The organism is Providencia sp. PROV048, from assembly GCF_033688165.1.
Lineage (GTDB): Bacteria > Pseudomonadota > Gammaproteobacteria > Enterobacterales > Enterobacteriaceae > Providencia > Providencia hangzhouensis.
In genome coordinates, this window is the sequence record NZ_CP096360.1 from 1,991,554 (window position 1) to 2,004,476 (window position 12,923).

Sequence of the window (12,923 nt, forward strand, 5' to 3'; positions counted from 1 at the left end):
GGGGAGAGCGGGGGAATAATTTTGTATCAATTAAGATTGCCCCCCGAGTAAATAGGGGGCAATCGATTTTATAAACTAGAAGCTTTTAAGACCGCAGATTTTTCGTTTGAAGACTCTGAATTGACAGTCCAACCTTTCCAAGATAGAGGAATGAAGGCTACAGCAACCGCTAATAATGAGACGCCAGCGACATAATAGGCAGGTGCCATGTGAGATTGCTGCAACCAAGCACCAGTTAATATTGGTGTTAAACCACCAAAAATTGCATAAGCCACATTGTAAGCGAATGACAGGCCAGAATAGCGAATTTCAGGTGGAAATGCGCGTGTACTGATAATAGGAGTGGTTGCAATCGCACCAACAAAGAAGCCCATCAAGCCATAGTTAAAAATTAACGTACTCGCCGCAATATCACTGGATAATGACGAATAGAAGTAAATTGCCGTTACGGCTAATCCACCCCATGATAAAGTCATTGAGGTACGTGTTCCGGTTTTATCGCCTAACCAGCCCCAGAAGATACAGCCTAATGTTAAGGTCAATGTCGCCGCGCAGTTAGCTTGCAATGCCACATTCCTATCAATGTTATAGATCCCTTTTAACACCACATCTGGTGTCATCAAAATGGTGACAACGATAGCGGTTGATAATGACCACGTCAGTGCCGCAGTGATCATACAAGCTTGTTTATGAGACTTAATGACGGTTTTGACGGGTAATTCTTGTGACAAGGCCTTTTTGGCTGCCAGTTCTTTAAATATCGGGGTTTCTTGTAAAAAACGACGTAAATACACAGAGATAAACCCAAAAACACCACCAAGAATAAATGGAATACGCCATGCGAAATCATGAATTTCAGTTGTGGTATAAGAGCGTTCAATAATAATAGCGACGATAGAGCCTAATAAAATACCGCCAGTGATCCCAGAAGTCAGTGTACCGACACCTAAGCCATAGCGTTGCTTTGGTGTATGCTCTGCAATAAATACCCATGCACCTGGCATTTCACCACCAATCGCGGCACCTTGCATAATACGCATTAACAGCAGTAATAATGGAGCAGCAGCACCAATAGTTTCAAAAGTAGGTAAGAAACCAATAACAAATGTTGGGAATGCCATTAAGAAAATACTGAGGGTAAACATTTTCTTGCGGCCAATTTTATCCCCGAAGTGAGCCATGATAATGCCACCAAGAGGGCGAGCAAGGTAACCTGCTGCAAATAGACCCAGTGTTGCCATTAGCGCGAGAAATTCGTTATCCCCTGGGAAAAATAGTTGGGAAATAATTTTTGCGTAAAAAACAAAGATAACGAAGTCATAAAACTCAAGAGTTCCCCCTAAAGAGGATAAGCCTAATGTTTTATAGTCTTCTTTGCCCAAAGGTCTCGCAGAGGGCTGGCTGGCGGTTTGCGGTGTCATTATAGTTTCCTTCTAACTACCTGTAATACTAAATTGCATAAATTCAAAATAATAAGCATTGACTCATAATAATGAGCTAATCATTTTTATTGGTGCAGATAAGAGGTATAAAACGTTGGATGGGTATAACTTAGTTTAATACACAGTATCTTTCTTGCATGAGTATATTTATAGCAGGAAATTCTATATTCTGTAAACCTCAACCCTAAAAACAAGAATGACATTCCAATTAGTTTTGATTTGTTAGCGTATTGATTTGGTGTGATGATAAATAACCTTATATGATGTTAATAATATGAATTTTGCAGAATATCGTATATTTAAATTAGTGAGTTATAGCGTTAATTATATTTAATTTAATAAATTCTTACTGAATTATGGTAAGTAAATATTACCTAGATATTATTCGTTATAATTAACTTTATTAATCTAGATAAACTAAATAACTATAAAATCATTTAATTAATAGATAAATAAAAGGGTTGTTTGCGGGGTTTTGGTTTTTTAGCTGGGATTTGCTTTCCGAGGAAGTGTTTTGTAAAATGATGTCACTTCAGATTTAAAATGTCACCTTGTTCTCCAAAATAGAAACGTCTCTTTCTTTTTTACGGAATTTGCTCTAATTTTCTAGTATGATAGTAAAAATTAAAAACTATTATTGGTAACTTAATGAAAAAACAGCTGATTGTGATTAAGAGACATATTTCTGAATACCCTAATCCTATTCATTTCTCGGCCGGTAATCTGTTGACTGTAGGCGAAAAATACGTAGGAGATGAGGGCTGGGATGATTGGTATCTTTGTTCGTTTAACGGTTTGAGTGGTTGGGTTCCGAAGCAGCTAATTGAATTAACTAGCGAAACTACAGGAGTGGCCAAAGAAAGCTATAGTGCCTTGGAACTGAACGTGGAAACACAGGAACATGTCATTGGATATAAAAAAACCAATGGTTGGATTTGGTGCGAAAAATTAGATACAGGAGAGCAAGGCTGGATCCCTGCATTAAATCTAAAAGAAATCGAGTTGAGCGGCAGCGTCACGCCTCCGTAATCGTTTTTCAGTAACAGCCTGAATAACATTGATCCTAATTGATTCTTTATCCGACATAGTCACCAACATTTTGAATGTCCTTATCGCGACAAAAGGTTTATTCCTTTATGCTGTAAAAAGTGACATTACTAAATTGGAGCTACAGATTGCACGCGCCTAATCTAAGAGTAGGACGCGTGCAGAGCGAATTTAAACGAGGAACAGTGTGGCTAAGCCAAGGAAAATAAAGAAACCGCCTGTATCTGTGATGGCGGTGATCATCACGCTAGAACCGATAGCAGGGTCCTTGCCCATTTTCAGCATAATGAGTGGAATAAGCACGCCCATAATAGCCGCCATCAGTAGGTTCAAGATCATTGCTAATGTCATAACTGCACCCATAGCGATATCGCCATAAAGGAAGTAGGTGACGACACCCATAATTCCTCCCCATACAACCCCATTAATAAAGGCGACACCAAGCTCCCTTAACATTAAGAAAGAGAAACTATTGTTTTGTATCTGGTGCAGGGCAATGGCACGAACAATCATGGTAATGGTTTGGTTTCCCGTATTACCGCCAATTCCTGCCACAATAGGCATTAATGTGGCAAGGGCGACTAATTGGGAAATCGTATCTTCAAAAACCCCAATAACACGAGAAGCCACAAAAGCGGTACATAGGTTAATGGCTAGCCATGTCCAACGGGTTTTAACGGCTTGGCCGACAGGGGCGAAAACGTCTTCTTCAGGGCTTAACCCCCCCATACGACGAATACTGTTATCGTTTTCTTCACTAATGTTATCAACGATATCTTCAACCGTCAGGCGGCCCATTAGTAGGCCGTTGTTATCAACAACAGCTGCAGAAATTAAGTCATAACGTTCGAACGCACTCGCTGCGTCTTCGCCTTTTTCATCAGGCAAGAAGGTCACTGTGTCAGTCTTCATGACATCGGCCACTATTTTTTCAGGGGATTGCGTTAAAATAGTGGTTAGAGGTAATTCACCTTGTAAATAATTACTGTTATCGACAACGAAAATTTTGTCGGTCGCTTCTGGGATCTTGCCCCGTTGGCGTAAATAACGTTGAACCGTTTTTAGCGTCACATTTGGGCGTACGGTGACGAATTCAAAATCCATCATTTGACCGACGCTATCTTTCGCATATTGTAAAACTTCGCGAATACGGCTACGCAGACTAGGTTCTAAATAGGTGAGGAGCCGACGCATGGTGTCACGAGGTAAATGCTCAGCAATATAGGCTTGTTCGTCAACATGCAAGTTGGCAACGGCGCGCAGTAGTTCTCTGTCAGACATATCCTTAATTAGGCTATCCCAAACAGAAACCGAGGCCTCAACTAACACTTCACCACGTTCGTTATTATCAACAAGACGCCATAACGCGAGACGCTCATCATAAGGGAGCATTTCTAAGATATCGGCGATATCCGCAGTGTGTAAATCAAGTAGCAATTCTTTTACAAGACTAATTTTTTCACTAATTGCTTTGTCATCAATACTGACGTGTTGATCATTTTCAACAAGCGCATGGACGAACTCTTCGTCATCTAAAAATAGCGTCAGGATTTGCTGGCGAATATGTGCCAGTTTTTGAGAGTGCGGGTTGACTGTTGGCGCCGCATCGGTTGAGAAAGCAGATTGTGACATTTTAATCCTTAAAGCAATAGCAGCGCAAAAGCGCTTTTTATGAATTCGTCTGCGAGCGGACGAAATTTATTATCATTATTGTCGCCTATTTAAATAATATATCAAATAGTTGAGTCAAATAAGCGGTGATTTTCAAGTCATCAATGATGAATAATAAGAACAAATCACTACAATAATGGCCGCAAATTACTCATTTTCTGCGCAAATAGTTAACGACCAACCGGGAACATCTTCCCAATAGCCACTTTCCTTTTCTAAATCTAATAACATCAATGCATTTTGCACGAGATATTCAGATGGTAAATAGATAGTCCAGTGCCCATCATCCGTTTCTATCCGTAACGAAGAAGGGATTGTTGTAGATTGGCGTTGATTATTTAACAAAATGGCTAGCCGCAAAATTTGGATAAGCGGCATAAATTGTTTTCTTTTAAATAAATTAAATTTAGGGATATCGTCATACTTAATAGCCCTACGATGGTTACGTACTAATGTTGCCAGTAATAGTTGCTGTTCTTGGTTGAAACCCGGTAAGTTAGTATTTTGCAAAATATAAGCAGAATGGCGGTGCATACCACTATGATTAATACTTAAGCCAACTTCATGGAGCATAACCGCCCATATTAAAATGGATTCTAACTGTGGATTGAGTTGTTTAGGGTTTTGCTGCCCCCATTGGAAATAGAGCTCTTCCATCGTTTTTAATACACGTTTAGCTTGCTCTCTATCAATATTATAATGCTCAGCAAGGCTTAATGCAGTACGTTGACGGATATCTTGGTGACGGAAGCGGCCTTCCATTTCATATAAAACACCTTCACGTAATGCACCGTCAGATAAACGTAACTCTTTAATTTCTAATGAATCAAAGACGGCAAGTAAAATGGCTAAACCTGGGACAAATACGTGTTTACGTTCATTAGAGAGGCCGAGTATATTTAGTGCGCTAAATGACTTATATTTCAACGCCATTTGCTTGATTTCGATAAGGCGTTCACGGGTGATAATACCGTCTTTATAGCCTAATTCTTGTATTACACTATGGGCAGCTTTGATGGTGCCCGAGGCACCCATCGCGACGTCCCAAGTTTGTTTTTTAAATAAAATCGCAGTGCTTTCTAGCTTTAAGCAAGCCCCTAGGTAGGCGCGATTGAAAAATTCAGGATTGATTTCTTCATTTGGGAAGTAAGTGCGAGCAAAGCTCACACACCCCATTCGGCGGCTTTCAATCAAAAGCGGTTCAAACTTTTCACCAATGACTAACTCAGTTGAACCGCCACCGATATCAAGTACTAATTTGCGGCCTTTTTCGGGTTGGGTGTGTTCAACGCCCATAAAAATCAATCGAGCCTCTTCTTGGCCTGAAATGATTTCAATAGGATAGGGCATGATTTCTTTAGCGCGTTGCAAAAATAGTTTCACATTCGTTGCGACACGTAATGAGTGTGTACCAACAATACACACGTTCTCAGGGGAAAATCCTTGTAACCGTTCGGCAAACAACGCGAGGCAGGCAAGGCCACGCTCCATGGCTTCATCACTTAATTCATTGGTATCACTTAGGCCATCAGCAAGGTGAACACGTTTTTTCAAACGAGTGAGAACTTGCAATGCACCGTTAACAATACGAGCAATGACCATATGAAAACTATTGGAGCCTAAATCTATAGCCGCAATTTCTTGTGGTCTCGGTGTTGAGGCGTTGGTTATTGGCATATTTTTAAGCTCTTGTATCAGGTGTTTCGATTGATTTTAAATAATCATACACAGCAAGCTGGGCTTGGATTTTTCGTTTATTTCCGCGGGGAACATAATGATTACTTAAATCTTTGTCAACATAACGTGCTTTTACGGTATCGCTAAATTGCAGCTCTAAAATATCCAATACCCGTTGTTTTAAATGCGGGTCGACTAAACTAACGGCAACTTCAATGCGGTAGTCAATATTGCGCGTCATCCAGTCAGCGGAGGAAATAAAGACTTTTTCGTCACCCGCATTGGTGAAAACATAGACACGGTCATGCTCAAGAAAACGGTCAACAATGCTGGTTACTTGAATATTTTCACTATAGCCGACTTGACCCGCCACTAAAGAGCACATTCCTCTGACTAATAAACGAATTTTGACACCTGCATTGGAGGCATCATACAGTTTGTCGGTCAATTCTTTGTCGACTAGATTATTAATTTTTAATGTGATGCCACTGGGGCGTTCAGCGAGTGCATTTTCGATTTCTTGGTCAATTAAGGCCATTAAACGAATCCGTGTATTTTGTGGGGACACCATTAAATTATCGAAAGTCACTGGGCGATAGGGGTTTTCTATAAAACTAAATACCCGACGAACTTCGTTGGTGATCAGCTCATTTGCTGTGAGTAGCGAGTAATCGGTATAAAGCCGAGCGGTTTTTTCATTAAAATTACCCGTACCAATATGAGCGTAGCGAACGATTTGGCCTTCTTCCATACGCGAGATAATAAACAATTTCGCATGGATTTTAAGCCCTGGCGCGGAGAAAATAACATGCACGCCAGCTTCGGTTAACCGTTTTGCCCAATGAATATTGGCGGCTTCATCGAATCGAGCTTGTAACTCAACGACCACTGTGACTTTTTTTCCATTATGGGCAGCATGAATGACGGAATCGATAATGCGTGAGTCTTTCGCAACACGGTAAATATTAATTTTTATCGACAATACATTCGGGTCAAAAGACGCTTGGCGCAATAATTCTAAAGTATGTTCAAAGGTATAGTAGGGATAATATAACAGCACATCGCGTTCGCGAATGGCATCGAAACCGTTACGGAAATTATCAAACCAGCGGTGACGCAGCCTTGGTAATGGCTTGTTTAATAGGTTTTTATTTCCTTCATTAGGGAAATTAATAAAGTCTTTAAAATTGTGGTAGCGGCCACCGGCAATCACGGAGTCATCGCTGGATAGCCCCAGTTTTTCACGTAAAAGAGCAACCATTTCGTCAGGCATATCACGCTGATAGACAAAACGGACGGGTTCTGCGGTTAAACGTTGTTTTAATGTAGATGACATTATTTCGAGCAAGCTCGATTCCATCTCTGTTGCGATGTCGTACTCTGCATCACGCGTCATTTTCATCGAATAGGCATTGAGCTTATCGTAATCAAAAAAACCTTTGAAAATTTCATCGAGCGTATAGCGAAGGATATTATCAATTAGGATCATTGACTTGCGACGCTTTGGCATTTCCGGCGGTAAGTTAACAAACCGAGGTACTTTATCAGAGGGAATTTCCAATAGCGCATACTGAATGTGATTGCCATTGATGATTTCAACGGCAAGGTACGTGTAGTCATCTTTTAGAAACTCAACCAGATTGGTGTCAGGATTAATTAATATTGGCGTAATATGCTGGCGCAGGTTCTGCCGGAAATATTGACGTAACCAAATCTGTTGGCGAGGCGAAATTTGACGTTCGTTAATCAAGAATATTTGATTGCGCGCCATTTCCAATAATAAGTCATTATAGAGAATGTCGAACTCTTGTTCTTGTTTGGCAACTCTTGACTGAATTCTCTTTAACAAGTGGCGAGCACCGCTTGCCGAACCCCGTTCTTCATTAATTAAAATACGGCGTTTAACGTCGGCGAAGCGGACTTTATAAAACTCGTCTAAATTATTGGAATAAATACCCAAAAAACGCATTCGCTCAATAAGAGGGTTACGCTTGTCGGCTGCTTCTTGTAAAACACGCTCGTTAAAAGACAGCCAGCTTAACTCTTTTTCATGATAGAGACGTTCTTGGGACATTCTAACTCCGTATTAGACTCTTGTTACTTTATGGCTATGATACCAGTCAGTTAGCTAAATGTGTTGTTTAATTGCTTTATCTTGGGTAATAACACTTTCTGGATTAGCAGATTGTTGCTTCATCGTAAAATATTGTTGCTGAAAAATACACATACGGATAGCGGTGTGATAGCGACCATTGACAAAGAATTCGTCGATCAGTTCGCCTTCAGTATGGAAGCCTAGTTTATTATAAATATGGATAGCTTTAACATTTTCTTTATCAACAATAAGATAAAGTTTATATAAGTTTAGTACGGAAAACGCGTAGTCCATTGCTAATTTCGCAGCGCGACTCGCATAGCCATGGCCTTGATGGCTCGGTGCAATGATAATTTGAAACTCAGAGCGTCGGTGAACATAATCAATTTCTACCAATTCGACTAAGCCAACTTTCTCACTGTCATTTTCAACGATAAAGCGGCGTTCAGACTGGTCATGAATATGTTTATCGTAAAGATCGCTTAATTCAACAAAAGCTTCGTAAGGTTCTTCAAACCAATAACGCATAACACTGGCATTATTATCAAGCTGGTGAATGAATGCTAAATCTTCACGTTCAAGTGGGCGCAACCTAAACGGATGAACTTGCCCGGTTGTCATAAAAATACCTCTATTTAGTTAGGAAAAATGTGTTGTTCTTCGATTACAAGGATAACATTTATTTACGATAAAATAATGACACAGCACAGAGAGATGATCACCTTGTTGAAAAATAATTCATTTTACTTAGGAGGACGCTGTTTAACTCAATACCGTTCTATGTTATTTCCATGCGAAATACGACGAAAAAAGGGTGGATATCCACCCTTAAGTTTATATTTTTCGCTGTCACGAAGGTTACTCGTTAGCATAACCTTGTTGCGGTAAAATTTGGTTATCTAACACAGCGTTACCTTTTTGCATTGTTAATCGGCCACTGATGAACCATTCAACAACTAATGGGTAAATCGCATGTTCTTGAGCTTTAACCCGATCGATAATATCTTCTTCGCTATCTTGTTCAAAGATAGGCACTTTGGCTTGTAAAATAACCGGCCCGCCATCCAGCTCTTCTGTAACGAAATGCACCGATGTGCCATGTTCTTTATCCCCATTTTCCAGCGCCTTACGGTGTGTATGTAAACCGGGGTATTTAGGTAGCAAAGAAGGGTGGATATTGAGTAATTTTCCAGCAAAGTGGTTGACGAATTGGGCTGATAAGATACGCATAAAACCCGCTAATACGACTAAATCAGGCTGGAATTGGTCAACCTGCGCGAGTAGTGCAGCATCATATGCTTGGCGGTCAGTATATTGTTTCGCATCTAAATAACAGGCTGGGATCCCAGCCTGTTGTGCTCGAACAAGCCCATAAGCATTGGCTTGGTTGCTGATAACAGCAACAATTTGAGCGCCAATTGCCCCAGAGCGACAGCTATCAATTAATGATTGCAAATTACTGCCACTGCCAGAAATGAGGACAACTATTTTTTTCATTAGCGGATCACAACCTGCTCTTCACCCGCAGGTAATGCACCAATTGTACCGATTTGCCATGCGTTTTCACCAAGCTTGTTCAGCAGAGCAAGTGCATTTTCGACTTCTTGCTGTGGCAGAGCAATAATAATCCCCACACCACAATTGAAGGTACGGTACATTTCATGGGTACTAACATCACCAGCTTGCTGTAGCCAATTAAAGACTGCGGGCCATTGCCAACTGCTGCCGTCAATAATCGCTTGTGTGTTGTCAGGTAGTACGCGAGGAATATTTTCCCAGAAACCCCCACCGGTTATGTGTGCAATGGCGTGGATATCGCTATTTGCGATCAGCTCTAATACATTTTTAACGTAAATGCGTGTTGGCTCTAATAAATGGTCAGCTAAAGGTTTCCCATCTAATTGCGTTTCTTCTGGGTTGGTTTGACTGACTTCAAGGATTTTGCGAACCAGCGAATAGCCATTTGAATGAGGGCCGCTAGAAGCTAAAGCAATTAAGGCATCCCCAGCACTCACTTTGCTGCCATCGATGATTTCTGAGCGCTCAACAACACCCACACAGAAACCCGCCACATCGTAGTCTTCACCATGGTACATGCCAGGCATTTCAGCAGTTTCACCGCCAACTAATGCGCAACCAGATTGTTTACAGCCTTCTGCGATACCTGTAATCACGCTAGCAGCAGTATCGACATCCAGTTTACCTGTTGCATAATAATCAAGGAAGAATAGAGGCTCTGCGCCTTGAACAATCAGGTCATTGACACACATAGCGACGAGGTCAATCCCAATGGAGTCATGACGTTTTAAATCCATTGCTAAGCGTAATTTGGTACCGACACCGTCAGTGCCTGAAACTAAAACAGGTTCACGGTATTTTTGCGGTAGGGAACATAATGCACCGAATCCCCCAAGCCCCCCCATAACTTCTGGGCGGCGGGTTTCTTTTACGACACCTTTAATACGTTCAACCAAGGCGTTACCCGCATCAATATCAACACCGGCATCTTTATAGCTGAGAGAGGTTTTATCAGTCACTACGGCCCCCAAGGCAATTACATTTTTGAGAAAAATAACATCATTGACATTATTCTAACAGGCTAGGCAAACGTTTGCGATAGCTTTGTGTTGGAAATTTTTGGGTACCACAATCAAAGAATAGGAGAACGTTATAGAAGCCGTACAGCAAAATAATAAATGATTTTATTTAAATCAAATTTGCGGTTTAGCCAATTTCAACTTAACTGAGATAAGGTATAATTCTAAAAAAAATTGTGTTAATCGTTGTTGTTTTGACCAAAATCAAGCGTTATCTAGTGGCAACCAAAGCTAAAAGAGGTATAATCCGGCGATTTTTTTGTCCGCCGCCGTCTTAAATAGTAGGAGAAACCCATGAAGATCGTTGAGGTAAAACACCCTCTCGTTAAACATAAACTCGGCCTGATGCGAGATCATGATATAAGCACAAAACGCTTTCGTGAACTGGCCTCAGAGGTTGGTAGCCTACTGACTTATGAAGCAACTGCTGACCTTGAAACTGAAAAAGTGACTATCGATGGTTGGTGTGGTCCTGTAGAAATAGAACAAATTAAAGGTAAGAAAATCACTGTAGTACCAATTCTCCGTGCTGGTATTGGTATGATGAATGGTGTATTAGATAGTATTCCAAGTGCACGTATCAGTGTGGTGGGTGTTTATCGTGATGAAGAAACACTGCAGCCTGTCCCTTATTTCCAAAAACTCGCATCTAACATTGAAGAACGTATGGCATTAGTGGTTGACCCAATGTTAGCGACGGGTGGCTCAATGATTGCTACCATTGATTTATTAAAAAATGCGGGTTGTACCTCGATTAAAATCTTAGTCCTTGTTGCAGCGCCAGAAGGCTTAAAAGCGTTAGAAGCTGCGCATCCAGATGTTGAATTATATACCGCTTCAATTGATGAGTATTTAAATGAAGAGGGGTATATCGTTCCGGGTCTCGGTGACGCGGGCGACAAGATATTTGGTACTAAATAATGATAAGCCGACTGAGAAGTCGGCTTTTTTTTGATTAATTGTAGAGACTCACTGCTTATTCAGTGATTAGCCATTTCGCTAAAAGAGGATAAAGTCACATGACTCGTCGCACCATCAGTGTTGAAGAAAGACCACCATTATTACAAACTATCCCACTGAGCCTTCAACACCTGTTTGCTATGTTTGGCGCAACCGTTATCGTACCGATTCTGTTTGGTGTAAACCCCGCAACAATTTTGCTGTTTAATGGAATAGGAACGCTGCTGTACTTATTTATTTGTAAAGGGCAAATTCCAGCTTATTTAGGTTCAAGTTTTGCATTCATTTCCCCTGTGTTGATTTTATTACCATTAGGTTATGAATTGGCACTTGGCGGCTTTATCATTTGTGGCGTGTTGTTCTGTATAGTTGCGCTGATTGTTAAAGTTGCAGGAAGAGGGTGGATCAACGTCATGTTCCCCCCAGCGGCAATGGGGGCAATCGTAGCTGTAATTGGTTTAGAGCTTGCTCAAACCGCTGCAGGTATGGCAGGGCTATTACCTAAAGATGGCGCAGTGGTTGATTCGAACACGTTAATTATTTCCCTGACCACATTATCAGTCACTATTCTCTGCGCGGTCGTTTTCCGTGGGTTTTTATCTATAATTCCAATTTTGATTGGCTTTTTAGCGGGTTATGCATTGTCCTATTTTATGGGAATTGTGGACTTTACCCCGGTTATTGAAGCGCCATGGTTTGCTATCCCAACATTTTATACACCACGCTTCGAATGGTTTGCTATTTTAACCATTTTACCTGCGGCCTTAGTCGTTATCGCTGAGCACGTAGGGCACTTAGTGGTCACGGCGAATATTGTTGAGCGTGACTTAATGAAATCGCCAGGTTTGCATCGCTCAATGTTTGCGAATGGGTTCTCGACAGTGATTTCAGGTTTCTTTGGCTCGACACCGAATACGACTTATGGTGAAAATATTGGGGTAATGGCAATTACCAAGGTATACAGCACATGGGTGATTGGCGGAGCTGCAATTATTGCTATTTTATTATCTTGTGTTGGTAAATTAGCTGCTGCTATCCAATTAGTGCCGGTTCCTGTCATGGGCGGGGTTTCACTCTTATTATACGGGGTAATTGGTGCATCAGGTATTCGTGTGTTGATTGATTCAAAAGTTGATTATAACAAGCCACAAAATTTGATTTTAACCTCAGTGATTTTAATTATTGGTGTTAGTGGTGCGGTTATCCATATCGGTCAAGCGGAACTTAAAGGTATGGCACTGGCGACGATTGTCGGGATATTTATGGCATTATTGTTCCGTTTTATAACGTTTGTTAGGCCTGAAAAGCAATTTGTAACATCTGAAGTGCAAGAGCTTGATAGCAATAAAAAATAAGCCATGTGATTTTCCCTATTGCCGTTCGGTTGATCGAGCGGCATTTGCTCACCGTTCTTATTCATCTATCCGTGTTTTT

The 12,923-nt window shown here is 41.0% G+C and carries 9 protein-coding genes and 1 pseudogene; 3 read left to right on the forward strand and 7 right to left on the reverse strand.

Annotation, left to right across the window (positions count from 1 at the left end):
* Positions 1 to 68: 68 nt before the first annotated feature.
* Positions 69 to 1,421 carry an MFS transporter gene (locus M1F26_RS08650; RefSeq protein WP_004253528.1) on the reverse strand — a complete coding sequence of 451 codons (1,353 nt, stop codon included), beginning with the start codon at positions 1,419 to 1,421 and terminating at the stop codon, positions 69 to 71.
* A gap of 669 nt (positions 1,422 to 2,090) precedes the next feature.
* On the opposite strand from M1F26_RS08650, the gene M1F26_RS08655 reads away from it, so the two are divergent.
* Positions 2,091 to 2,471 carry an SH3 domain-containing protein gene (locus M1F26_RS08655; RefSeq protein ID WP_140172252.1) on the forward strand — a complete coding sequence of 127 codons (381 nt, stop codon included), beginning with the start codon at positions 2,091 to 2,093 and terminating at the stop codon, positions 2,469 to 2,471.
* A 189-nt stretch (positions 2,472 to 2,660) separates the two neighbouring features.
* Here the strand turns inward: M1F26_RS08655 and mgtE are convergent.
* The 6 genes and pseudogenes from mgtE to purM form a co-directional block, all read right to left on the reverse strand.
* Positions 2,661 to 3,932 (reverse strand): annotated as a pseudogene (mgtE, locus tag M1F26_RS08660) (magnesium transporter); the annotation flags it as partial.
* A gap of 375 nt (positions 3,933 to 4,307) precedes the next feature.
* Positions 4,308 to 5,837 carry an exopolyphosphatase gene (locus M1F26_RS08665; RefSeq protein ID WP_140172250.1) on the reverse strand — a complete coding sequence of 510 codons (1,530 nt, stop codon included), beginning with the start codon at positions 5,835 to 5,837 and terminating at the stop codon, positions 4,308 to 4,310.
* Positions 5,838 to 5,841: 4 nt separating this feature from the next.
* Positions 5,842 to 7,911 (reverse strand): polyphosphate kinase 1, encoded by a 2,070-nt coding sequence (gene ppk1, locus M1F26_RS08670; RefSeq protein WP_004253537.1) that lies wholly within the window; start codon positions 7,909 to 7,911, stop codon positions 5,842 to 5,844.
* 54 nt (positions 7,912 to 7,965) lie between these two features.
* Positions 7,966 to 8,553, reverse strand: a complete 588-nt coding sequence (gene speG, locus M1F26_RS08675; protein WP_004911388.1) for a spermidine N1-acetyltransferase — start codon at positions 8,551 to 8,553, stop codon at positions 7,966 to 7,968.
* A 237-nt stretch (positions 8,554 to 8,790) separates the two neighbouring features.
* Positions 8,791 to 9,429 (reverse strand): phosphoribosylglycinamide formyltransferase, encoded by a 639-nt coding sequence (purN, locus tag M1F26_RS08680; RefSeq protein WP_004253539.1) that lies wholly within the window; start codon positions 9,427 to 9,429, stop codon positions 8,791 to 8,793.
* Positions 9,429 to 10,469, reverse strand: a complete 1,041-nt coding sequence (gene purM, locus M1F26_RS08685; RefSeq protein WP_004911381.1) for a phosphoribosylformylglycinamidine cyclo-ligase — start codon at positions 10,467 to 10,469, stop codon at positions 9,429 to 9,431. Before purM ends, purN begins: the two co-directional genes overlap by 1 nt.
* A gap of 354 nt (positions 10,470 to 10,823) precedes the next feature.
* On the opposite strand from purM, the gene upp reads away from it, so the two are divergent.
* A complete protein-coding gene (gene upp, locus M1F26_RS08690) occupies positions 10,824 to 11,450 on the forward strand; it encodes a uracil phosphoribosyltransferase (RefSeq protein ID WP_004253541.1) in 627 nt (208 codons plus the stop codon).
* A 98-nt stretch (positions 11,451 to 11,548) separates the two neighbouring features.
* Positions 11,549 to 12,844 (forward strand): uracil permease, encoded by a 1,296-nt coding sequence (uraA, locus tag M1F26_RS08695; RefSeq protein WP_004253542.1) that lies wholly within the window; start codon positions 11,549 to 11,551, stop codon positions 12,842 to 12,844.
* The last annotated feature ends 79 nt before the right edge of the window (positions 12,845 to 12,923 follow it).

Coding starts and splice junctions, on each gene's coding strand:
- uraA (WP_004253542.1), top strand. CDS start 11,549: ATGACTCGTCGCACCATCAGTGTTGAAGAAAGACCACCATTATTACAA.
- ppk1 (WP_004253537.1), bottom strand. CDS start 7,911: ATGTCCCAAGAACGTCTCTATCATGAAAAAGAGTTAAGCTGGCTGTCT.
- M1F26_RS08650 (WP_004253528.1), bottom strand. CDS start 1,421: ATGACACCGCAAACCGCCAGCCAGCCCTCTGCGAGACCTTTGGGCAAA.
- purN (WP_004253539.1), bottom strand. CDS start 9,429: ATGAAAAAAATAGTTGTCCTCATTTCTGGCAGTGGCAGTAATTTGCAA.
- upp (WP_004253541.1), top strand. CDS start 10,824: ATGAAGATCGTTGAGGTAAAACACCCTCTCGTTAAACATAAACTCGGC.
- speG (WP_004911388.1), bottom strand. CDS start 8,553: ATGACAACCGGGCAAGTTCATCCGTTTAGGTTGCGCCCACTTGAACGT.
- M1F26_RS08665 (WP_140172250.1), bottom strand. CDS start 5,837: ATGCCAATAACCAACGCCTCAACACCGAGACCACAAGAAATTGCGGCT.
- M1F26_RS08655 (WP_140172252.1), top strand. CDS start 2,091: ATGAAAAAACAGCTGATTGTGATTAAGAGACATATTTCTGAATACCCT.